Annotated in this window: 24 protein-coding genes, 1 other RNA gene, 1 pseudogene and 1 riboswitch; of the genes and pseudogenes, 16 read left to right on the top strand and 10 right to left on the bottom strand. The window is 36.9% G+C overall.

Going from position 1 to position 21,810, the window contains the following annotated elements:
- The first annotated feature begins 11 nt into the window (after window positions 1-11).
- From rnr to C406_RS0103235, 5 genes are all read left to right on the top strand, one after another.
- A complete protein-coding gene (rnr, locus tag C406_RS0103250; protein WP_017379156.1) occupies window positions 12-2,333 on the top strand; it encodes a ribonuclease R in 2,322 nt (773 codons plus the stop codon).
- A gap of 52 nt (window positions 2,334-2,385) precedes the next feature.
- A complete protein-coding gene (gene smpB, locus C406_RS0103245; RefSeq protein WP_017379155.1) occupies window positions 2,386-2,853 on the top strand; it encodes an SsrA-binding protein SmpB in 468 nt (155 codons plus the stop codon).
- 156 nt (window positions 2,854-3,009) lie between these two features.
- Window positions 3,010-3,364, top strand: a transfer-messenger RNA (tmRNA) gene (gene ssrA, locus C406_RS20080).
- 546 nt (window positions 3,365-3,910) lie between these two features.
- Window positions 3,911-5,221, top strand: coding sequence for a polysaccharide biosynthesis tyrosine autokinase (locus C406_RS0103240; protein ID WP_017379154.1), 1,311 nt, complete (start codon window positions 3,911-3,913; stop codon window positions 5,219-5,221).
- A gap of 11 nt (window positions 5,222-5,232) precedes the next feature.
- Window positions 5,233-5,982 (top strand): tyrosine-protein phosphatase, encoded by a 750-nt coding sequence (locus C406_RS0103235; protein ID WP_017379153.1) that lies wholly within the window; start codon window positions 5,233-5,235, stop codon window positions 5,980-5,982.
- A 261-nt stretch (window positions 5,983-6,243) separates the two neighbouring features.
- On the opposite strand, the gene C406_RS0103230 is transcribed toward C406_RS0103235, so the two are convergent.
- Entirely contained in the window at window positions 6,244-6,819 is a 576-nt protein-coding gene (locus C406_RS0103230) for a GNAT family N-acetyltransferase (protein ID WP_017379152.1), read from the bottom strand.
- A gap of 18 nt (window positions 6,820-6,837) precedes the next feature.
- Complete coding sequence (locus C406_RS0103225) at window positions 6,838-7,323, bottom strand: DinB family protein (RefSeq protein WP_017379151.1); 486 nt, start codon at window positions 7,321-7,323, stop codon at window positions 6,838-6,840.
- 148 nt (window positions 7,324-7,471) lie between these two features.
- Between C406_RS0103225 and hutH the strand changes: the two genes are divergently transcribed.
- Window positions 7,472-8,977: a histidine ammonia-lyase gene (hutH, locus tag C406_RS0103220; RefSeq protein ID WP_017379150.1), complete on the top strand. Its 1,506-nt coding sequence runs from the start codon at window positions 7,472-7,474 to the stop codon at window positions 8,975-8,977.
- 204 nt (window positions 8,978-9,181) lie between these two features.
- The gene (locus C406_RS0103215; protein ID WP_017379149.1) at window positions 9,182-10,072 is read left to right on the top strand and encodes a 5'-3' exonuclease; all 891 of its coding nucleotides are present in this window, start codon (window positions 9,182-9,184) and stop codon (window positions 10,070-10,072) included.
- Between the two features lie 43 nt (window positions 10,073-10,115).
- Here C406_RS0103215 and C406_RS0103210 read toward each other — a convergent pair whose 3' ends face one another.
- From C406_RS0103210 to C406_RS0103190, 8 genes and pseudogenes are all read right to left on the bottom strand, one after another.
- The gene (locus C406_RS0103210; protein WP_017379148.1) at window positions 10,116-10,640 is read right to left on the bottom strand and encodes a C39 family peptidase; all 525 of its coding nucleotides are present in this window, start codon (window positions 10,638-10,640) and stop codon (window positions 10,116-10,118) included.
- A 176-nt stretch (window positions 10,641-10,816) separates the two neighbouring features.
- Window positions 10,817-10,987 (bottom strand): catalase-related domain-containing protein, encoded by a 171-nt coding sequence (locus C406_RS21390; protein WP_237740502.1) that lies wholly within the window; start codon window positions 10,985-10,987, stop codon window positions 10,817-10,819.
- Between the two features lie 35 nt (window positions 10,988-11,022).
- A complete protein-coding gene (locus tag C406_RS21385; protein ID WP_443146799.1) occupies window positions 11,023-11,160 on the bottom strand; it encodes a hypothetical protein in 138 nt (45 codons plus the stop codon).
- Complete coding sequence (locus C406_RS21380; protein ID WP_443146798.1) at window positions 11,114-11,227, bottom strand: catalase; 114 nt, start codon at window positions 11,225-11,227, stop codon at window positions 11,114-11,116. The genes C406_RS21385 and C406_RS21380 overlap by 47 nt, the downstream gene beginning before the upstream one ends.
- A pseudogene (locus tag C406_RS21375) lies at window positions 11,193-11,451 on the bottom strand (catalase). The gene C406_RS21380 and the pseudogene C406_RS21375 overlap by 35 nt, the downstream one beginning before the upstream one ends.
- A 73-nt stretch (window positions 11,452-11,524) precedes the next feature.
- A complete protein-coding gene (locus C406_RS0103200) occupies window positions 11,525-11,848 on the bottom strand; it encodes a thioredoxin family protein (protein WP_017379146.1) in 324 nt (107 codons plus the stop codon).
- A 63-nt stretch (window positions 11,849-11,911) separates the two neighbouring features.
- Window positions 11,912-12,226, bottom strand: a complete 315-nt coding sequence (locus C406_RS0103195; protein WP_017379145.1) for a spore coat protein — start codon at window positions 12,224-12,226, stop codon at window positions 11,912-11,914.
- A complete protein-coding gene (locus C406_RS0103190) occupies window positions 12,223-12,483 on the bottom strand; it encodes a hypothetical protein (RefSeq protein ID WP_017379144.1) in 261 nt (86 codons plus the stop codon). Before C406_RS0103190 ends, C406_RS0103195 begins: the two co-directional genes overlap by 4 nt.
- A gap of 372 nt (window positions 12,484-12,855) precedes the next feature.
- On the opposite strand from C406_RS0103190, the gene C406_RS0103185 reads away from it, so the two are divergent.
- From C406_RS0103185 to C406_RS0103145, 9 genes are all read left to right on the top strand, one after another.
- A complete protein-coding gene (locus C406_RS0103185) occupies window positions 12,856-15,222 on the top strand; it encodes a 3-hydroxyacyl-CoA dehydrogenase/enoyl-CoA hydratase family protein (protein ID WP_017379143.1) in 2,367 nt (788 codons plus the stop codon).
- A gap of 25 nt (window positions 15,223-15,247) precedes the next feature.
- Window positions 15,248-16,423 (top strand): acetyl-CoA C-acetyltransferase, encoded by a 1,176-nt coding sequence (locus tag C406_RS0103180; RefSeq protein ID WP_017379142.1) that lies wholly within the window; start codon window positions 15,248-15,250, stop codon window positions 16,421-16,423.
- Window positions 16,424-16,440: 17 nt separating this feature from the next.
- Window positions 16,441-18,213, top strand: coding sequence for an acyl-CoA dehydrogenase family protein (locus tag C406_RS0103175; RefSeq protein WP_017379141.1), 1,773 nt, complete (start codon window positions 16,441-16,443; stop codon window positions 18,211-18,213).
- Between the two features lie 90 nt (window positions 18,214-18,303).
- A complete protein-coding gene (locus C406_RS0103170) occupies window positions 18,304-18,663 on the top strand; it encodes an arsenate reductase family protein (RefSeq protein WP_017379140.1) in 360 nt (119 codons plus the stop codon).
- Window positions 18,664-18,732: 69 nt separating this feature from the next.
- Window positions 18,733-19,113: a glycine cleavage system protein GcvH gene (gene gcvH, locus C406_RS0103165; RefSeq protein ID WP_017379139.1), complete on the top strand. Its 381-nt coding sequence runs from the start codon at window positions 18,733-18,735 to the stop codon at window positions 19,111-19,113.
- An 83-nt stretch (window positions 19,114-19,196) separates the two neighbouring features.
- Window positions 19,197-19,532 carry a hypothetical protein gene (locus C406_RS0103160; RefSeq protein ID WP_017379138.1) on the top strand — a complete coding sequence of 112 codons (336 nt, stop codon included), beginning with the start codon at window positions 19,197-19,199 and terminating at the stop codon, window positions 19,530-19,532.
- A gap of 13 nt (window positions 19,533-19,545) precedes the next feature.
- Window positions 19,546-19,854 carry a thioredoxin family protein gene (locus C406_RS0103155; RefSeq protein WP_017379137.1) on the top strand — a complete coding sequence of 103 codons (309 nt, stop codon included), beginning with the start codon at window positions 19,546-19,548 and terminating at the stop codon, window positions 19,852-19,854.
- Window positions 19,855-19,911: 57 nt separating this feature from the next.
- Window positions 19,912-20,018, top strand: a riboswitch (SAM riboswitch).
- Between the two features lie 86 nt (window positions 20,019-20,104).
- Window positions 20,105-21,130 (top strand): methionine ABC transporter ATP-binding protein, encoded by a 1,026-nt coding sequence (locus C406_RS0103150; protein ID WP_017379136.1) that lies wholly within the window; start codon window positions 20,105-20,107, stop codon window positions 21,128-21,130.
- The gene (locus tag C406_RS0103145; protein ID WP_017379135.1) at window positions 21,123-21,791 is read left to right on the top strand and encodes a methionine ABC transporter permease; all 669 of its coding nucleotides are present in this window, start codon (window positions 21,123-21,125) and stop codon (window positions 21,789-21,791) included. Before C406_RS0103150 ends, C406_RS0103145 begins: the two co-directional genes overlap by 8 nt.
- Window positions 21,792-21,810: the final 19 nt, after the last annotated feature.

Below are 21,810 nucleotides of genomic sequence, written 5' to 3'. Positions count from 1 at the left end.
AGGGATGAAAGATGGAACAAAATTTACAACAGCGTTTACTGGATTTCATGCGTGAAGAGGAATATAGGCCTTTGACTGTACAAGAGTTTGAGAGTCAATTTGGATTTGAAAATGCGGATGAATTTAAAGAATTAGTTAAGACACTGGTCCGTCTAGAAGAAAAAGGATACGTAATTCGTTCAAAATCAAATCGTTATGGTGTTCCTGAAAGAATGAATCTACTAAGAGGTAAATTTATTGGACATGCGAGAGGGTTTGGCTTTGTTGCACCTGATGAAGAAGGTATGGGGGACATTTTTATTCCACCTACTGAAGTTAACGGGACAATGAACGGAGATATCGTCCTTGTGCGCGTTTCTAGTAATAGTTCTGGAGACCGACGTGAAGGCTCTATTACCAAAATTGTAGAACGTGGCATTTCAAAAGTAGTGGGACAATTCCAAGACAATAAAGGATTTGGTTTTGTTCTTCCTGATGATAAAAAAATCTCAATGGATATTTTTATCGCAAAAGAAGACACACTTGGTGCGACTGATGGACATAAAGTAATAGTTGAAATTACAGGATGGCCAGAAGGTCGTAATTCTGCAACTGGTATGGTGACACAAATTCTAGGACATAAAAATGATCCTGGTGTTGATATTTTGTCTATTATTCATAAACATGGTATTGAAACTGACTTTTCACAACAAGTCTTAGATCAAGCCAATACAGTACCGGATGAAATTGCAAAGTCAGATTTGGAAGGTCGACGTGACCTTCGAAATGAAGTCATAGTAACAATTGATGGCGCAGATGCAAAAGACTTAGATGACGCGGTTACAGTAACCAAGAATCCAGATGGCACCTACAAACTAGGAGTTCATATAGCTGACGTAAGTCATTATGTTACCGAAGGTTCACCTATGGATACAGAAGCATATGACCGGGCGACAAGTGTTTACTTAACAGACCGAGTTATTCCTATGATTCCACACCGTTTATCAAACGGTATTTGTTCATTGAATCCACAAGTAGACCGCTTAACTTTGTCTTGTGAAATGGTTATTAATGGTAGCGGAACAGTGGTCTCACACGAAATTTTCCAAAGTGTTATTAAAACAAAAGAACGAATGACATATACAGATGTCTACAAGATTGTAGAAGAAAAAGATGAAGCTTTACTTGAGAGATACAGTGATTTAGTACCGATGTTTGACCTAATGGTGGAACTTGCTGCTGTTTTACGAGAAAAACGCGCAAATCGTGGAGCAATTGATTTTGACTTTAAAGAATCAAAAGTTCTTGTTAACGAAGAAGGTTGGCCGACAGATGTTGTCATTAGAGAACGAACTGTAGCTGAGCGTTTAATTGAGGAGTTTATGTTAGCTGCAAATGAAACAGTAGCAGAACATTTTCACTGGATGGACGTGCCGTTCATTTATCGTATTCATGAAGATCCGAAACCTGAGAAACTTCAGCGATTCTTTGGATTTTTAACGAACTTTGGTATTGTTGTAAAAGGGGCTGGTAATGAAATACACCCGCGTGCTTTACAAGAAATTGTAGAGTCTATTGCAGGATTACCTGAAGAGCCCGTTATCTCAACCATGATGCTTCGTTCATTGCAACAAGCACGTTATTACTCTGAGAGTCTCGGTCATTTTGGTTTATCAACTGATTATTACACACACTTTACATCACCGATTAGACGTTATCCAGATTTAATTGTGCACCGTTTAATACGCACATATTTAATTAATAAAGATGTATCAAAACCGACCATCGCCCATTGGGAAGCGGTCATGACAGAAATTGCGGACCATACTTCTGAACGTGAACGTCGTGCAGTTGAAGCTGAGCGTGATACAGAATCATTGAAAAAAGCACAATTCATGGTTGATAAAATTGGTGAAGAGTTTGAAGGGATTGTTAGTTCAATCACAAACTTTGGTATGTTTATTGAGCTTCCAAACACCATTGAAGGCCTTGTCCATGTGAGTAATATGACAGATGATTATTATCGATTTGATGATCGTCAAATGATGATGCTAGGAGAACGAGCAGGCAAACAGTTCCGTATAGGAGATGAAGTAACAGTTCGTGTTACGTCTGTTAAACCGGAAGAGTCTGCGATTGATTTTGAAATCGTAGGAATGAATAAATCATTCCCACGTACACGTAAGGAAGCACCAAAAGTGATTCAAGCAAAACGTAAAGAAGGTTCTGGGAATCGTTCATCTGAAAATTCTTCAAAACCTGGTCAGAAAAAAGAAGTAAAACAAAAGAAAAAATATTTCGAAGGCATTGCTAAAAAACAACAAGGTCAAGGTCGTAAAAGAAAGAAAAAGTAAGGAGTTAGAGCGGTGATAAGCCGCTCTTTTCAAAACAGCGAGGTGTACACAAATGGCAAAAGGTCAAGGGAAAGTCGTTGCGCAAAACAAAAAAGCGAATCATGATTTCTATATTGAAGACACGATTGAAGCTGGTATCGTATTGCAAGGTACTGAGATTAAATCTGTAAGAAAAAGTAAAGTTCAATTGAAAGATGCATTTGTGCGAATTCGCAACAATGAAGCCTGGATTTCCAATATGAATATCAGTCATTATGAACAAGGAAATCGTTTTAATCATGAACCTTTACGTTCGAGGAAACTGTTACTTCACAAGAAGCAAATTAACGAGTTAATCGGACTTTCCAAAAGAGATGGTTTTTCAATCATTCCAATCAAAATGTATTTAAAAGATGGCTTTGCCAAGGTGTTAATTGGTATGGGTAAAGGGAAAAAGACTTACGATAAACGTGAGGATTTAAAGAATAAAGAAGCTAAGCGTGATATGGCACGAGCATTCAAGTCTCGAAACCAAGAATAATAATACTTGAAGTTTGACCAATTTTGTCTTATAATGAAATTACTACTTTGCCAGATTTTCATGTAGTACACCCGAACTTCCAATAAGAGTTCAAGAAGGAACAAAAAATAGTGAAAGCAATTTTTTGAGTATGCCTTTTTGATTATCCTTTATTAAGGGGACGTTACGGATTCGACAGGGATGGTCTGAGCTTAAGTTGCGCGTCGGAGGGCTCGGCTCCGTATCAACGGCACTCTATAATAATTGGCAAAAACCAAAACCTAGCATTCGCAGCGTAAGCTGACGATGTTGCTTGTCTTGGCCATCGCCCATGTGGTCATGTACGAGCTCACTTTTAGTGGGATACGATTGTCGATGCGACTTGAGTCGACAAAAAGAGATTTCCAAGTTAGCGCACAAGACGCCCGCTTGTCGGCATAATATTGCGCGAAATTTAATAGGCAAGATACACGCGTAGAAGCTTAAGTGTTGGAGTTTCTGGACGCGGGTTCGATTCCCGCCGTCTCCATTTACATGATTTATGTAGGTGGATATAATCTATTCAATCAAGCACGTCTTTCGATTAACTTCGAAAGACGTGTTTTTTTGTTGTCTAATTGTATGATAAGAGATAAACGTGAGTATAGGCTTGTTTAATTCTTGTATTTATATAAATACAAGAAAAAGGGGTTCATTAGTAGTTATCTATAGTAAGGTACTGGAATATAATCGACTAAGTTGTCTAATTCTTATGGTGAAAAATGTGTGAAAGGAGAGTAAAACCTGGAAAGAATTCGTTCATTATTACATATACAAAGAACGGGTCAGTTAAACCAACCATTCCAAATCCTTAAGTTTCGATCAATGAAGACCACCCAAATGAATCAATTAAACTGCATGCACATGGACTGTCGGTATATCGGAAGATTTTGTATTTAAGAAATCACATAATTCAAAGCGGTAATTAAATAGAGCATGACTTATATTATGTTGAAAACTGTTCATTTCAATTAGATATAAAAATCATCATGCTCACCATTATAGCGATTTTCAAAGGCAAGGGGGCATATTAACTTTCATGAATCGAACTATGGAAATTCGTGATTTTATTAACTTATTTAGAAAGAAGAAGAAAATCATTTTACTGGTTACTTTGAATATAATGCTTATTGGAGGCTTTGCGAGTTTTGCGATACCTACAAAGTTTGAAGCGAAAACAGATGTACTTGTAAATTTCACTACTACAAATATTGTGTCGAGTGGAGAGATTGATGCAAATTTACGCCTTATTGAAACATATAAATATTTGATGAAAAGTAATCGGATATTAAATAAAGTAAACGACTCACTTAAGGAAGCGTATAAAAAAGATGAACTAAATCAAATGGTGAAAATCGAATCAAACATAAATTCACAAATTTTAACCATTTTGGCTGAAGAAAAAACACCGGAAAATGCAGTGGCATTAGCAAATGCCATGGCCACTACTTTTCAGGAAGAAATAAAAACGCTTATGAACTTAGAAAATGTTCAAATATTAAGTGAAGCAACTGTAGGTCAAGATACAAAAGTAATTAAGCCGATTACAGCATTATTTTTTATCATTTCTGCAATTATCGGATTTTTGGTAAGTTATATTTTCGTCCTAATCCAAGAAATGTTTTATACAATAATTGACTCACCCGAAAAAGCTGAAAAAGCACTTGGTTTACCGGTAATCGGTATGATTCCTTCTGGAGAAGGAAAACTTATACATGAATTAGAATCGAATGATATTTTTACAGAAATATTTCGTACCATTCGAGCAAATTTACTGTATGTACTTTCAAAACAACAAGCAAAAACACTACTCGTGACGAGTGCAGAATCTGGCGACGGTAAATCTTACGTGAGCGCAAACTTATGCATTGTGTTTGCGATGGATCAGAAAAAAACCGTCTATGTTGATGCTGATTTACGAAGAGCAAATGGGCGTCAACTGTTTCAATTACCAAAACGTATAGGTGTTACTTCATATGTTGCAGGCTTGTACAATTTGCAAGATATCATACAACCCACTGAAGTGCCTAACCTGTCCTTTATTAGCGCAGGTCCTGTTCCTCCAAATCCAGCGGAGCTAATTTCTTCAGAGAAATTCACTCAGCTTTTAGAAGAACTAAAGAAACAGTTTGACATAATTATAGTAGATACACCTCCATTGCTTGTTGCCGATACACTACATATATCGACAAATGTAGACGGGTGTTTGTATGTAGTGAATGCGGAGGCTTCTAAACTCGAACAGTCTATTCATTCAATTGAACAGTTAAAAAAAGTCCAAGCACCACTAATTGGATCAATTCTCAATAAATCAAAAGAGTCAATTCGTTCTAATTCTTACTACTATTAAGGAGGAAGCATATGTTAGTAGATTTACACAATCATATATTACCGGGGCTTGATGACGGACCAGACACAGAATTAGAGGCTCTCCTTCTAATTCAAAATGCAGTCCATAACGGAGTTACTCATATTGTGGCAACTCCTCACCATCGAAATGGTGTCTTTAATCAAGATATTAATGAGATAAAAGATTCAATTCATACCTTGAATTTATTATTGCAAGAAAGAGAAATCCTGGTGACTATATTGCCCGGTATGGAAGTGCGTCTTCATGCGGACTTACTCGATGAGTTAGCATCTACTACATTGACGATTGCAGGTAGTCATAAATATGTATTAATTGAATTTCCTACTCATCACATTCCCCAGTTTACGGAGTCTATTTTTTATGAGATGCAATTAAAAGGATACATTCCTGTTATTGCTCATGCAGAAAAGAATGAGGAAATAAGAAGGCATCCCAAAAAATTGTTTAATTTGGTTACTAAAGGTGCTCTCGTACAAGTGACTGCTGCCAGTGTGACTGGAGCTAACGGAAAAGATTTGCAAAGATTCGTATTAAAATTATGTCAGCATAATATTGTTCACTTTATTGCTTCAGATGCACACGGTGTTCATATACGGCCATTTTTAATCAAACAAGCCTACCAAGTGATTGAGCATAAACTCGGCAAAAATTTTGTGAACTATTTTCAACAAAATGCTAATCACGTATTAAATGGAGTGGAATTTCAAGTATTTCAACCAGCATTAATAGGAAAAATTTAGATGCGTGTAATTATAGAGAGCGAAGGTATTAAGAGTTGACACTACTGCTTTAGTTAAAAAATAAGCTTTTAAATTATTCGAAGCTTGTCGTTATTAGTGGAATCAAATCTCCTATTAAAACATCGCCGGTTCACCTCTCCTGCTGTCTTTCTTTTCAAATTATATTTATGGAGAAACATCCCTTCAAATAAAGTAAGCGGTTTTTAGTTTCATATTGAGTAAATATCAATGTAATAAGCATAGGAAAAAGAGGTTGGCCATCTAAAGAGCAACCTCTTTTCTGATTATCCTTGTAGCCAGATTCCAATCTTCTCTAGTAATTGAAAATATATAAGCATCATAGTTTTGAGAACCTTGATATAGATAGTTTCTTAATAAACCTTCTTTTACAAATCCGACTTTCAACAATAGTTGCCACGATGCCTTATTTGCTGGAAAAGTGGTTGCACCCACTCGAGACAAGTTTAGCTCCTCAAAGCAATATGGTAAAACAGCTCGTAATGCTTCTTTTATATATCCCTTGCTCCAATAATCAGGATGTAAGTCATATCCGACCTCACATTTTTTACTCCAAAGCTGTAGATTATTCAAGCCAATCGTACCAACTAATTCTTCAGTTTCTTTAACTTGAAGTCCCCATCGAATGGATTGTTTTCTTTCAAAATTTGTTGAAAAAGACTGTATCATTTTCTCCGCTTGTTCTACTTCAACAAATGGATCCATCCCATAATATCGAGTCACATCTTCACGGGAGAATTGTTTAAAAAGAGTAGAAGCGTGTGATTTGTTCAACTCAATCAGTTGTAATCTTTTTGTTTCTAAACGTGGATACGTCATTAAATAACCTCCCTACATCTAGCTTTGACTCTCTTTTGAAAAATATATATAGTCTATCGGGGTGCCTGCTATGTCAAATTGTCTTAAAAATGAAGTCACTTGACCACGGTGGTAGGATGCATGATTGATAAATGTAAAGAACATTTCTTCACGCCTGTTCGAAAATGAATCACCTCTTAAATTAGTAAACTTTAAAACTTGATTCCAATCATCATCTGAAAGCGTTAAAAAGTATTGTTCCATTTCTACATGCAACTTTGTAAAAGCTTTTTTAGTTAATGAAACTGTACTGACATCAAACTCAATCCATTCGGGTTTCTCAATACCGGTTAAACGTTTGTACCATATGTAGTCTACACTCAGTATATGTGAATACGTTTCACTGATAGATTTAAATGAATTCTTTGCCTCTTGATGAAAAACCGAAGCATCTTGTGACTCAACATGATCTAATAATTTTTGAGTCGCCCATTTATGATATCGAAACATCGATTGCCATTCCATTATAAGTCCTCCTTTAAAAATGTTAATATTTTCTATGTTAACACTTTAATGAGGTAATACACTACCACTGCATCTTGTTATAATTTGGTAAATAGTTATTGAAGTTCTATTATGGCACCCTTATACTCGATGTAGAGGAGTGTTCAACATGATCTTATTAACAGGTGAGAATTTAAATATTGAGGAAATGCGCTCTATTTTATTTCAAAATGAACATATAAAATTAGATAAAACTGCGTTAATTCGCGTACAAAATAGCCGTGAAGCAGTAGAACGTATTGTAAAAGAAGGTAGAACCGTTTATGGAATTAATACGGGTTTTGGTAAATTTAGCGATGTCAGCATAAATGAAGAGGACGTTCGAGCATTGCAACTTCATTTAATTCGCTCACATGCTTGCGGAATTGGTGTGCCATTTGAAGAACATGTGTCTCGTGCAATGGTTGTTTTACGATTAAATGCTTTATTAAAAGGTTTCTCAGGAATTCGTGTAGACGTTTTAGAACGCTTAGCTTACATGGTCAATCACTCTATTCATCCAGTCATTCCATCACAAGGGTCACTAGGAGCTTCAGGCGATTTAGCACCCTTATCTCATTTAGCATTAGTATTAGTCGGTGAAGGATTTGTATGGAAAGAAGGACAACAAATAGCAACTTCAGACGTTTGGACGGAACATAACATCGAACCGCTTGTGCTTGAAGCCAAAGAAGGACTCGCACTTATAAACGGAACACAAGCGATGACTGCCCAAGGAGTTGTAAATTGGTTAGAAGCAGAGACACTCGCTTATCAAAGTGAATGGATTGCAGCGATGACAATGGAAGCTCTTCACGGGATTACGGATGCTTTTCACCCAGCTGTTCATAAAGCCCGTGGTTACGTAGAACAAGTTGATGTGGCTAGAAGAATGCTTGAATGGTTAGAAGGCAGTCAATTAGTCACTACCCAAGGCCAAAAGCGAGTTCAAGATGCGTATTCCCTAAGATGTATTCCACAAATACATGGGGCTAGTTGGCAAGTTCTTGGGTATGTAAAAGAAAAGTTAGAGATTGAAATGAATGCAGCAACAGATAACCCACTTATATTTGAAGATGGCGAAGTCATTATTTCTGGTGGTAATTTCCATGGACAGCCAATTGCATTTGCGATGGACTTTTTAAAGATTGCCATGGCTGAGCTTGCAAATGTTTCTGAGCGTCGAATTGAACGACTGGTTAACCCATATTTAAACGAAGGGTTGCCGCCATTTTTGAGTCCTCAACCGGGTCTTCAATCGGGAGCGATGATTTTGCAGTATGCAGCAGCTAGTTTAGTTTCAGAAAATAAAACACTTGCTCATCCAGCGTCGGTGGATTCAATTCCTTCTTCAGCTAATCAAGAAGACCATGTAAGCATGGGAACCATTGGAGCCCGTCATGCAGGTAACATCATTCAAAATGCCCGTCGTGTATTAGCGATTGAAACGTTCTGTGCTCTCCAAGGAACAGAGTATCGTGGCAAAGAAAAAATGTCACCATCTCTACAAGACAAATGGAATGAATATAGAGCATTTATACCGTCTTTGGATGAAGATCGAATCTTTAGCACAGACATAGAGCGTATAAATATTCATTTAAAAAAAGAAACTAACTTTGATACTTATTCAAAATAGTGAAATTATCGCTACATTAAAAGGTGGTCTCTGAATTTTGGAGACTGTCTTTTATTTGTATTAATCTGTATCGTATTCTTATCGTTGTCTTTGTTATAATAGAGGAAGATCCAAAAAGGAGAGATTCCTATAAAACCTTTCGTTATATTATAGGAAGTTTCAAACGGAATCTTTGACAAAAGAATAGCAGAAAGGGGAAAAATCATGCAATCTACTGAAAAACCACATATTTTATTAGTTGACGGAATGGCTTTGTTATTTCGATCATTTTTTGCTACATCAGTTTTCGGACAATATTTTCGCAATGAACAAGGCGTACCAACAAATGGTGTACAAGGTTTTGCTCGCCACGTATTAGCTGCTAAACAAATGATGAAACCAACTCATATGGCCATTTGTTGGGATATGGGGATGCATACTTTCCGTAATGATTTATTTGAAGGATACAAATCAAATCGCCCATCCCCCCCTGAAGAAATGCTTCCTCAATTTGATATGGCGAAAGATATTTCTAAAATGCTTGGCTGGCAAAATTTTGGCGAAGTTGGAATGGAAGCAGATGATTTAATCGGTTCAATGGCATTTAAATGGAAAGATGAAGCAAATATTACGATTGTAAGTGGGGATAAAGATTTATTGCAATTACTCACTCCAACGACGAAAATTGCATTCACAAAAAAAGGGTACACTATATATGATGACTTTACATATGAACGTTTTATTGAGGAATATCAAATAGAACCATCTATATTTGCTGATGTTAAAGCGTTTATGGGTGATTCAAGTGACGGGTATCCAGGAGTAAAAGGGATTGGTCCAAAAAATGCACTTCAATTAATTCAAACTTATGGTTCAGTTGAAGGGGTCATCGCTGCCTTACATGAGTTGAAACCTGGACAACAAAAGAAAATTAAAGAAAATCTGGATATGTTACGCTTATCTAAAAAACTTGCAACCATACATTGTGCAATGGAATTACCTATTGAACTAGATCAATTATCTATTCCTTCTTACAGCAATCAACAATTACAACAAATTGAAGATGCTGGTTTTGGAATTACAAGTCGATATGCACGTTCTTTGTATTCTATTTAGTTACTAGGAACTTTCTAATAATAAACAGAAACACATCTTTCTGTTACTCAAGTAACTTGGACTTAGGAATAATTTTTACAAAGGTTAATACAGGTTTGTTTTTTTCATAGGAGACAGTACGAATGCGGCTTGAACGATTTCTTCCACCATTATCGTGGATGATTAAGTTCAAGACGTTTTTTTTCTCTTCAAATCCAATTAGTGGCACCCAATGGTAGGCAAATTCAAATTTACCAAACCATTTAAAGGTAAAGTAACGATCGAATTTGACAGCAACAGGTCTGCCTTTTACTAATTCTAATTTTGCATCATCTATAGTACAGGTTTCTATTTGCCAAGTTGGACCTAAGATTTTCCTCAAATTGCGTTTCATTCGCCAAGTAAAAAGACCAATTCTTGTTCCCCCAAGTTGTTGGTAAAGCTGATTCGTATCGTAAGGGCAAGAATCTGGCATCCAATAACGCAAAATTGTTAAGACCGTTACTGGACCACAAGCAGAAGGTTGGTAGTGAGACTTTATGGAGCTGTCATATTGTGAATGACCTTTAATGTCTAGTTGAATACGCATGATTTCACCTCATTAAGGAATACGACCTGTAAGTTGATAATTCTCAAAACTGATATCCAAAAATTTTTTCCATCTGCTTTAACAGTACGGAAAAACTCTTTTCATGTAAACATTAAAGCTGTTAGTGATTTTTTTAAATAAAGGAACTAAAGTATTATTCTCATACTTTACTAGTTTCAAGGTAACGATGAACGTCCTTCAGCTAGTGAATGACTTAGGGATGCATCAGCTTGATGGAAGTTTGCAATAACAAGTCCAACGATATCACAATTTTCAATTCCAGAGAATTCTGCTAATAAATTTTTAATTAGCGCTTGTTTAGTAGATTTATCATAGCTTCGATAAATATAATCGGCTTGTCCATAATTATTTGTTTTATCGATTACATTTTTCCTGTAACTCCTGTAACTCCTGTAATCGGTTGATCAATTTCTATATATGCGGTTACTTCTTTTGGCTCTGAGTCAAAACTATTAGGCTCGTAATTTACACGAGAGGTTTGTTGACATAGCACCATCACGTTGATTATTGTGAACTGCTACTTTTGGTTGGTTAATTGGCAATTGTAAGTAGTTCGTACCAAACACAGTGTCGCTGTGTATCTGAATATGAGAACAAACGATCTTGCAACATTTTATCTTCAGAAGGTACCTGGTACAAGGACATCCGGATTAAACCCTACAGATTCTGTCTCAGCAAAGAAATTCTCTACATTGCGATTCAATACCATGGTTCCAACTAACTCAAATGGGAAATCTTTTTCTAACCAAACTTTCGTTGCATCAAGTGGGTCAAAGTCAAAGTTCTCCATTTCTTGAGGATCTAATGTTTGAAGAAATAAGTCCCACTCTGGATAGTCTACAAAAAAAGGATAGACACGAGGTCTATCCTTTTTGACTTTGAAGAAATTCAGTTATTTGTTCAGGAGATTTTGCATTTGCACTGTGCAAATGAGCTTTTTTCTCGCTATCTTGATAAATCAGTAAGCTAGGAATACCCATAACATCATACTTTTCAGCAATTTCAGGTAGTTCATCACGATTTACTTCGTACCATGTATATTGTTGTTTATATTCTTCCACAATCGGGTCGATAAACATGTCCATACGCGTACAATCAGGACACCATACTGCAGAAAATTTGACGATAACTTCGTTATTAGAAGAAATAATATCCTTGAATTGTTCAATAGTTGTAATTGATTTCATACTGTTCCTCCTTGGACCATATAGGAACAGTTTACACTCTTTAACTTCATGAGGGTAGTAATATTATTGAAGTTGTTGTTTGTATCCTTGGAATTGTTGCACAGCTTGTTGGATTTCTTGTGAAGTGGTAGGAGTCAAGACATACCAACCATGCGTAAATAGTAAATCATAAAAGCTACGTTGTTGCTTTGAAGTATCTCGCAGTTGTGAGAAAATAAGTTGATATAGTGCGTCATGACTTGCTTCATGCATAGCCGTTTCGTAAGAACTGCATAAATATTTTTCAGTTGAAAGGGCATCATTTAAGATGTCTCGATCGTTTAATTGAGGTGTTTCAGCAAAAGGAGTTTCTGGATTTTTCACAGTTTGTTGATTCATGAAACTGGACCTCCTTCACTTTGTTGTAATGTCTTTAATAACTCATCATAATGATTGACGTGCATTTGTTCGGCTGCTTCAAATTCTTTTTTCAAATCGGGTAGTTGACAATTTTGTGATGCCCAATTCATTTTTTTAGCGGCTGATAAATTCCATGACATCATATCTTTGTAATAAAGAAAATCCTTAGTCGATATCATTTTAGGTGGTTCTGGATAAAGCATTTGTTCGTCTTTAGGTTCTGAAAACAAGTTCATTTAGTGTACCCTCCTTAAAATTCTAAATTAGTATGTGGAGAAGATGGTTAAATATACGCTTTATCGTCTATTTTATCCATGCAATTAACGATAGTAGAAATATTTTCAACTTTAGAAGCATAATATAATGAAATGGTATTTAAATAAATGGCAACTTAAAATTTTTGTACTTACAATTATTTTTATATGTAGTAATTATAGAAAACTTGGTAAGTACATAAACATGATGAAAATTTCCTTTTCCAATTATCATTTAAATATTGCGAAAAAAGTGAAAATGATCTAAACTAAATGACATAGATGTTGTTTCTATTTTTTTTGATTAATAAATGAATGAACATTCATTCAAAAAATATAAGGGAGGCTTTGCACGTGACTTATCAAATTAAAAAAGCTGCAGTTTTAGGTTCTGGTGTAATGGGTTCAGGTATTGCAGCTCATTTAGCAAATATCGGTATTCCTACATTATTGCTTGATATGGTACCTCGCAATTTATCAGAAGAAGACAAAGCAAACTCAAAAGCTCGTAATCAAATTGCACAAGGATCTTTAGAAAAACTACTTAAGCAAAAGCCTGCACCATTAGCATCAAAGAAAAATCTTGCACTATTGAAGGCTGGAAATTTTGAAGATGACTTAGATAAATTAAAAGATGTAGATTGGATAATCGAAGTAATTGTTGAGAATCTGGATATAAAAAAAGGACTTTACGAGAAAATAGATGCTGTACGTAAACCGGGAACTATCGTTAGTTCTAACACATCAGGTATTAGCATTAACTCGATGGCTGAAGGCCGTTCTGAAGATTTCCAAAAGCACTTCCTTGGTACTCATTTCTTCAATCCACCACGTTATTTGAAATTGCTTGAGGTGATTCCTGCAACTTCAACATCGTCAGAAGTGATTGAATTCATGAAAGAGTTTGGAGAAGATCGCCTTGGAAAAGGTGTTGTAATAGCGAAAGATACACCAAACTTTATTGCTAACCGTATAGGAACGTATGGACTTTTAGTCACACTTCGTGAAATGTTAGCTAGAGGATATTCTGTGGGAGAAGTAGATTCGGTCACTGGACCTGTCATTGGTCGTCCTAAATCTGCAACCTTCCGAACATTAGATGTTGTGGGGCTTGATACATTTGGACACGTAGCAAAAAATGTATTTGATCAAACAACAGGCGACGAACAGAAGGTGTTTGAATTACCAGCGATGATTACGAAAATGCTGGAAAATGGTTGGTTAGGAGCAAAATCTGGGCAAGGATTCTTCGTTAAAAAAGGGAAAGAAATACTTGAATTAAATCCTGAAACGATGGAATATGAGACTGTGAAAAAATTAAAAACACCTTCACTGGAAATGGCAAAGCAACAAAAAGGACTTGCCGCAAAAGTGAGAACGTTAACATATGCAAAAGATCGCACAGGTGAGTTGCTTTGGAGCATATTAGCACCAACGCTTACGTACTCAGCAAAATTACATGGTGAAATTGCTGACGACATTGTCGCAATAGACAATGCCATGAAGTGGGGCTTTGGCTGGGAACAGGGACCATTTGAAATATGGGATGCCATTGGCGTAAAAGAATCAGTCGAAAAAATGAAAGCTGAAGGCATAGAAGTTCCCGCTTTCGCACAAAGTTTACTAGACCAAGGTTTTGATTCTTTCTATAAAGAAGATAATGCTGAGACTTATTTTTTCAATGGCCAAGATTACTCGGCTGTTCCTACAAATGAAAAAGTAATTAATTTAAAACAATTTAAGAAAAAACACGGAGTCATCAAGAAAAATTCGGGTGCTAGTTTAATAGACTTAGGGGATGGCATAGCTTTACTTGAATTCCATTCACAGGCAAATTCAATAGGTCCTGATATTATTCAAATGATTAACTTCGCGGTTGATGAAGTTGAGAAAAACTTTAAAGGCCTTGTTATTGGAAATCAAGGAAAGAACTTCAGTGTTGGAGCAAACCTTGGCATGATTTTAATGGAAGCCCAAGATGATAATATTTTCGAACTTGATTTTGTAGTTCGCTCATTCCAAAATGCAATGTTGAAAATCAAATACAGTTCAAAACCAGTTGTTGCAGCACCTTTCGGAATGACGCTAGGTGGAGGAGCGGAAGTTTGCTTACCTGCTGCACATATTCAAGCGTCTCATGAAACATATATGGGATTAGTTGAAGTGGGAGTTGGTCTTATTCCTGGTGGTGGTGGGAATAAAGAATTATATATGAAACATTTAAAAGGATTGCCAAATGGTGTACACATAGATTACCAATTCGTGGCAAATAAAGTGTTTGAAACGATTGCCACGGCTAAAGTATCGACTTCTGGAGAAGAAGCACGTGAAAATAACTTCTTAAACTTTGTTGATGGTATTAGTGTGAATGCTGATCACTTAATCTATGATGCGAAACAAGTTGCGCTATCTTTATATGAAAATAACTACAAAGCACCACTTCGTGAAAAAGTTCCTGTTACAGGTGAATCAGGTTATGCAACTCTATTACTTGGAGCAGAAGGTATGTTTTTATCTGGTTTCATCAGCGAGCATGATTTGAAAATCGCGAAGAAATTATCTTATGTATTAGCTGGCGGAAAAGTCCCATATGGCACGTTAGTTGACGAACAATGTTTGCTCGATTTAGAGCGGGAAGCATTTTTAAGTTTAGTAGCAGAACCAAAATCTCAAGCCAGAATGCAAAACATGTTGGTTAAAGGAAAGCCGCTTCGTAACTAAAGAGCGGTATAGAGGAGGAGAACTTATGCGCGAGGCAGTAATAGTAGCAGGTGCCAGAACACCTGTAGGGAAAGCGAAAAAAGGCTCCCTTGCAAAAGTGAGACCAGATGATTTTGGTGCATTAGTTGTAAAAGAAACGTTAAAACGAGCTGGTGGATACGATGGCCCAATAGATGATTTAATTTTAGGTTGTGCAATGCCTGAAGCAGAACAAGGAATGAACGTAGCTCGAAATATCGGTGCACTTGCAGGTTTACCAGATACTACACCAGCGATTACGATAAATCGTTTCTGTTCATCAGGACTTCAATCGATTGCTTATGCTGCAGAACGCATTATGCTTGGCCACTCACAAGCCATTATTGCTGGTGGCGTTGAGTCTATGAGTATGGTGCCAATGATGGGTAATACAATTCGACCGAATGCAACACTAGCTGAAACGGCTCCTCAGTATTATATGGGAATGGGTCATACGGCTGAGCAAGTTGCAGTGAAGTATGGCATCACACGTGAAGAGCAAGACGCATTCGCGGTGCGTTCACATGAACTTGCTGCGGCAGCAATTGCATCTGGAAAATACAAAGATGAAATTGTACCAGTTGAAGTACTGAAACGTTATCTTGATGAAAATAATAAAGCGCAAGAAAAGAAATTTATGTTTGAAATGGATGAAGGTGTTCGGGTTGGGACGAACATGGAGACACTCGCAAAACTTCGTCCAGCTTTTAATGTACGAGGGACAGTTACCGCAGGAAATTCTTCTCAAACGTCTGATGGTGCAGGAGCATTACTTGTAATGGATCGTGAAGTTGCAACTGCTCAAGGTTTAAAACCAATGGCGAAATTCCTTTCATTTGCTGTAGGCGGCGTACCTCCAGAAATCATGGGAATAGGACCTATTGTGGCTATTCCAAAAGCGTTGAAAATCGCTGGTCTTTCCATAGAGGACATTGACTTGTGGGAATTAAATGAAGCATTTGCTTCTCAATCCATTCAAGTAGTACGTCATTTAGGTATTGATATTAATAAAGTGAATGTCAATGGGGGAGCTATCGCTCTAGGTCATCCACTTGGCGCAACAGGTTCCATATTAACGTTGAAAATGATTCATGAATTAAAACGTCAAGGGAAGCAGTTCGGAGTTGTCACAATGTGTATTGGTGGAGGAATGGGCGCAGCAGGCGTATTTGAAATTCTTTAATACTAGGAGGAAATAATATGACAGAAATGATTAAAGGTGGAAGCTTTTTAGTAGAAGACGTGGCAATAGAACGTGTCTTCACACCGGAAGATTTTACAGATGAGCATAAAATGATTGCAAAAACTACGGAAGACTTCGTATCACAAGAAGTTGTTCCAGTCATAGAAAAATTAGAAAATCACGAATTTGAGCATTCTGTAAAACTTTTGAAATCAGCAGGAGATATTGGTTTACTTGGGGCTGACGTTCCAGAAGAATATGGCGGTCTTGATTTAGATAAAATTTCATCTGCACTAATTGCTGAAAAAATGTCTCGCGCAGGTGGATTCTCGATTACTCATGGTGCTCATGTGGGGATTGGTTCATTACCAATCGTTCTTTTTGGAAATGAAGATCAAAAGCAAAAATATTTACCAAAACTCTCAACCGGTGAGCTAATCGCGGCTTATGCATTAACAGAGCCAGGCTCAGGATCAGATGCATTAGGTGCTAAAACTTCAGCTAAGTTAAATGCTGAAGGCACGCATTATGTATTAAATGGTGAGAAACAATGGATTACAAATGCAGGCTTTGCTGATGTTTTTGTCGTTTATGCAAAAATTGACGGAGACAAATTCTCTGCGTTCATCGTTGAACGCGAATATTCAGGTGTTTCTGTAGGTGCTGAAGAGAAAAAGATGGGTATTAAATCTTCTTCAACTCGTACATTAATTCTTCAAGACGCTCAAGTACCTGCTGAGAACTTACTTGGTGAAGTTGGTCGTGGTCATGTAATCGCATTTAACATCTTAAACATTGGTCGTTACAAATTAGGTGTAGGTACAGTCGGTGCTTCAAAGCGTGCATTTGAATTAGCTGTAGCATATACAAATCAACGTCAACAATTTAAAACGCCTATTTCATCATTCAATTTGACTAAAGAAAAATTATCAACGATGGCTTCAAGATTATATGCTTCTGAAAGCTTAATATATCGTACAGTTGGATACTTCGAAGATCGTATGAGTCAATTGAGTGCAGACGAACAAAAAGATGGCAAAGCGATAGCGGCGTCGATAGCAGAATACGCTATTGAGTGTTCAATTAACAAAGTCTTCGGTACGGAAGTGTTAGATTACATTGCGGATGAAGCAGTCCAATTACACGGTGGTTACGGCTTCATGCAAGAATATGAAGTAGAACGAATTTACCGTGACTCTCGTATTAACCGTATTTTTGAAGGAACAAATGAAATAAATCGTTTGTTAGTCCCTGGTACTTTCTTGCGTAAAGCGATGAAAGGTGAACTTCCAATTTTACAAAAGGCTCAAGCTCTACAAGAAGAGTTGCTAATGATGATGCCTGAAGAACTTGAAGATGCACCTTTAGCACAAGAAAAAATGCTTGTACAAAATGCTAAAAAAATAGGATTATTAGCAGCTGGTTTAGCTGCACAACGATATGGTACAAAGCTTGAAAGTGAACAAGAAGTGCTTGTAAACATTGCGGATATCGTTAATAACTTATTTGCAATGGAATCAGCTGTTCTTCGTACAGAAAAAGCTATCCAACGTGTTGGTGTTGAGAAAGCAAATCAAAAACTTTTATACACACAAATCTTCTGCCAAGAAGCATTTGAACTTATCGAAAAAGATGCAAAAGAAACATTGATTGCTGCAGTTGATGGTGACAACTTACGTATGATGCTTTCAGCACTTCGTAAATTAACGCGTTCAACTCCTTATAACGTTATTGCTAAAAAACGTGAAGCTTCTGTTAAATTAATCGAAGCTGAAAAATATATTGTTTAATAGACACATTAAATAGAAAATCCGACCGCTTCCTATGAGGCGATCGGATTTCTTTTTTGTTATTATGATATAAACCAAGGAGGTTAAAGTATGTCGATTACGTATTATGGATATCCTAATTGTGGAACCTGCAAAAAAGCAAAAGCATGGTTAGATGCTGAAGGAGTATCGTATAATGAAGTACATATTGTAGAAACACCACCTTCAAAAGAACAATTGAGAAAAATGGTGGAGATAAGTGAACTTCCTCTCAAGAAGTTTTATAACACGAGTGGAATGAAATATAGAGAGCTTGGCTTGAAAGATAAAATTTCAACAATGACAGATGACGAGCAGTTTGAATTACTAGCATCAGAAGGGATGTTAATTAAAAGACCTCTTGTTACGGACGGTTTAAAAGCAACAGTAGGCTTTAAAGAATCGAATTTTGCTGAGAACTGGAAAAGCTAATTACCTTGTTTTTAAAGAAGAAATATGTCAAAATGAAGTTGAATGTATTACATATCTGGAGGGGTATTAATGAGCACACCAAAAGATTTACGCTATTCTGAAGAACACGAATGGGTTAAAGTTGAAGATGGAAAAGCTCGCATCGGTATCACACACTTCGCTCAATCTGAGCTTGGTGATATTGTATTCGTTGAACTTCCACAAGTAGGCGACGACATTAAAACGAACGAGCCTTTTGGAAGTGTTGAATCTGTTAAAACAGTTTCTGAACTTTACGCACCAATTAGCGGTAAAGTTGTTGAAGTCAACAGTGGCTTAGAAGACAGTCCTGAATTTGTTAATGAATCTCCATACGAAAACGCGTGGATGGTTGTTATTGAGCCGACGGATGTTTCTGAAATTGAATCTTTAATGACAGCAGAGCAATACGAAAAAATGACTCAAGAGTAAAATCGTTTATTAAACGCCGACATATGTTCGGCGTTTTTTGCATCTGTCGAGTATAAGTCAGTCTATCCAGGAGTGATCATGCGGTGGATAAAATCATAGTTGTAGAAGGACGTTCAGATAAACAACGATTATTGCCTCTTCTTGCAGAGCCTGTTGAAATAATTTGTACAAATGGAACTGTAAGTGCAACTCGTTTAGAAGAGTTACTAGATCCTTATGCAAAATTGGATATTTATGTATTTGTAGATGCTGATAAATCAGGTGAGAAATTGCGAGCGCTCATTAAACGTGAATATCCTGAAGCGCTTCATCTATATACTGATATAACATACCGTGAAGTAGCGACAACCCCTATCAAAGTCCTTGCGAGCATTTTACTTGGAGCGAATATTGATGTGAAATCGGAATTTATTGTATAAAAGGATGAAGATAATGAAAGAATGGACAACTGCAGAGTGGGAAACTAATTCTCAAAGCGCCAATATTGCAGCTTATTATTTATACGCCCCAATGTGTGGAACTTGCCAAGTCGCATCCAAAATGTTGGAAGTGGTGGAAGAACTCTTGCCTAATGTGCAAATAGGGCAAGCGAATTTAAATTATGTAGAGGATTTAGCTATTGACCAGAAAATTGAAAGTGTACCGTGTTTAATAATTGCTCAAAACGGACAAATTCAAGAAAAAATATACGCATTTCAATCAGTTCCTTTTTTGTATAATCAATTGAGAAAAAATATTTGACGTTCACTTTTGAACGTGTTACATTATCAGTCGTAACAAAAAACTTAATATCGTAAACTCTTATAAAGAGAGGCTGAGGGAAGTGCCCTATGAAGCCCGGCAACCGTCACAATGTGTGAAATGGTGCCAAATCACTCAAAGTATATTACTTTGAAAGATGAGAGAACGGTCTAACGTATATAACTATGCATTTAGTCCCTTCTGCTTTTCTGCGGAAGGGACTTTTTGAATTCAGAGGTGAACTAGAGAAATGATTCAATTACAAAACTTATCAAAAACATTTCAAACAAGTAATGGTCAACTTATTGCAGTAGATGACGTTACATTGACAGTTGAACAAGGTGAGATTTTTGGCATTATTGGCTATAGTGGTGCTGGTAAAAGCACATTAATTCGTTTGTTAAATGGACTAGAAAAACCGACTTCCGGAAGTGTGACAGTTAACGGCCAAGAAATATCATCAAGCTCAGGTCAAGCGCTTCGCAGTTCTAGACAGAAAGTTAGTATGATTTTTCAACACTTTAACTTACTGTGGTCTCGAACAGTTGAAGATAATATTTCATTCCCGCTCGAAATTGCTGGAATAAGCAAAATGAAACGTAAGGAACGAGTAAAAGAGTTAATCGAGCTAGTTGGATTAACTGGGAGAGAGAATGCGTATCCTTCTCAATTATCAGGTGGACAAAAACAACGTGTTGGTATTGCGCGTGCGCTTGCAAATAACCCCGAAGTATTACTGTGTGACGAAGCTACATCAGCGCTCGACCCCGAAACAACGGATCAAATACTAGAGTTGCTCGTGGATATTAACAAACGCTTAGGGTTAACGATTGCACTCATAACACATGAAATGCATGTTATTCGTAAAATCTGTCATCGCGTTGCTGTCATGGAAGCGGGGAAAGTGGTCGAAATGGGTTCAGTACTCGAAATCTTCCAAACACCTCAACAGGACATTACGAAACGCTTTGTAGCACAAATAAATGGTCCAGATGAAGCAAGTCAAACAATCGCTCATCTTATTGAGCAATATCCTTTAGGCAAACTCGTAAAGCTAGTGTTTGTTGGGGATCGAACAGAACAACCTATCCTTTCGAGGTTAATTAAACAATATCAAGTTGAAGTAAACATTGTGCAAGGAAATATCTCACAAACTCAAAATGGTGCATACGGAACATTGTATTTACAAATTGATGGTGATTCCTTAGCGATTGATGAAGCAATTGATTATTTACATGGACAAGATGTTCATACGGAGGTGATCTCACATGATTGAAAACCTTCTACCTAATGTTGATTGGGAAAAAATGTGGGAAGCTACACTGGAAACACTTTATATGTCTGCAATGGCCACTGGTTTCACATTTGTCATCGGACTTGCACTAGGCATTTTGTTATTTCTGACTAGCCCACATCAATTATGGGCAAATAAGATGGTGTATTGGTTAACGGGGGCATTTGTTAACATCTTCAGATCCATCCCATTTATCATTCTAATCATTTTGTTAATCCCGTTTACTAAGTTTTTACTTGATACCATCCGTGGTGCAAATGCAGCATTACCAGCACTTATCATTGGTGCTGCACCGTTTTATGCACGCATGGTGTTAATTGCTTTACGTGAAATTGATAAAGGAGTAATCGAAGCTGCTCGCTCAATGGGTGCAAGGACGTCGACTATCATTTGGAAAGTGTTACTACCCGAGTCATTTCCTGCATTACTTTCTGGACTTACAGTAACAGCTGTGGCTCTCGTTGGATATACAGCAATGGCAGGCATTATTGGAGCTGGAGGATTAGGAAACTTGGCATTTTTAGATGGCTTCCAACGTAGTCGTGAAGATGTAACAATCGTCTCGACAATCTTCATATTAGTAATTGTATTTATCATCCAATGGAGTGGTGATGCCATCACATCTAGATCTGATAAACGTTAATTTGGTGCCTACGAGTAAA

This window comes from Paenisporosarcina sp. TG-14 (assembly GCF_000297555.1).
Lineage (GTDB): Bacteria > Bacillota > Bacilli > Bacillales_A > Planococcaceae > Paenisporosarcina > Paenisporosarcina antarctica.
Note: the sequence above shows the minus strand (reverse complement) of the source record. Positions and strands in the feature narration are given on the sequence as shown.

Coding starts and splice junctions, on each gene's coding strand:
- rnr (WP_017379156.1), top strand. CDS start 12: ATGGAACAAAATTTACAACAGCGTTTACTGGATTTCATGCGTGAAGAG.
- smpB (WP_017379155.1), top strand. CDS start 2,386: ATGGCAAAAGGTCAAGGGAAAGTCGTTGCGCAAAACAAAAAAGCGAAT.
- C406_RS0103240 (WP_017379154.1), top strand. CDS start 3,911: ATGAATCGAACTATGGAAATTCGTGATTTTATTAACTTATTTAGAAAG.
- C406_RS0103235 (WP_017379153.1), top strand. CDS start 5,233: ATGTTAGTAGATTTACACAATCATATATTACCGGGGCTTGATGACGGA.
- C406_RS0103230 (WP_017379152.1), bottom strand. CDS start 6,819: ATGACGTATCCACGTTTAGAAACAAAAAGATTACAACTGATTGAGTTG.
- C406_RS0103225 (WP_017379151.1), bottom strand. CDS start 7,323: ATGGAATGGCAATCGATGTTTCGATATCATAAATGGGCGACTCAAAAA.
- hutH (WP_017379150.1), top strand. CDS start 7,472: ATGATCTTATTAACAGGTGAGAATTTAAATATTGAGGAAATGCGCTCT.
- C406_RS0103215 (WP_017379149.1), top strand. CDS start 9,182: ATGCAATCTACTGAAAAACCACATATTTTATTAGTTGACGGAATGGCT.
- C406_RS0103210 (WP_017379148.1), bottom strand. CDS start 10,640: ATGCGTATTCAACTAGACATTAAAGGTCATTCACAATATGACAGCTCC.
- C406_RS0103200 (WP_017379146.1), bottom strand. CDS start 11,848: ATGAAATCAATTACAACTATTGAACAATTCAAGGATATTATTTCTTCT.
- C406_RS0103195 (WP_017379145.1), bottom strand. CDS start 12,226: ATGAATCAACAAACTGTGAAAAATCCAGAAACTCCTTTTGCTGAAACA.
- C406_RS0103190 (WP_017379144.1), bottom strand. CDS start 12,483: ATGAACTTGTTTTCAGAACCTAAAGACGAACAAATGCTTTATCCAGAA.
- C406_RS0103180 (WP_017379142.1), top strand. CDS start 15,248: ATGCGCGAGGCAGTAATAGTAGCAGGTGCCAGAACACCTGTAGGGAAA.
- C406_RS0103175 (WP_017379141.1), top strand. CDS start 16,441: ATGACAGAAATGATTAAAGGTGGAAGCTTTTTAGTAGAAGACGTGGCA.
- C406_RS0103170 (WP_017379140.1), top strand. CDS start 18,304: ATGTCGATTACGTATTATGGATATCCTAATTGTGGAACCTGCAAAAAA.
- gcvH (WP_017379139.1), top strand. CDS start 18,733: ATGAGCACACCAAAAGATTTACGCTATTCTGAAGAACACGAATGGGTT.
- C406_RS0103155 (WP_017379137.1), top strand. CDS start 19,546: ATGAAAGAATGGACAACTGCAGAGTGGGAAACTAATTCTCAAAGCGCC.
- C406_RS0103150 (WP_017379136.1), top strand. CDS start 20,105: ATGATTCAATTACAAAACTTATCAAAAACATTTCAAACAAGTAATGGT.
- C406_RS0103145 (WP_017379135.1), top strand. CDS start 21,123: ATGATTGAAAACCTTCTACCTAATGTTGATTGGGAAAAAATGTGGGAA.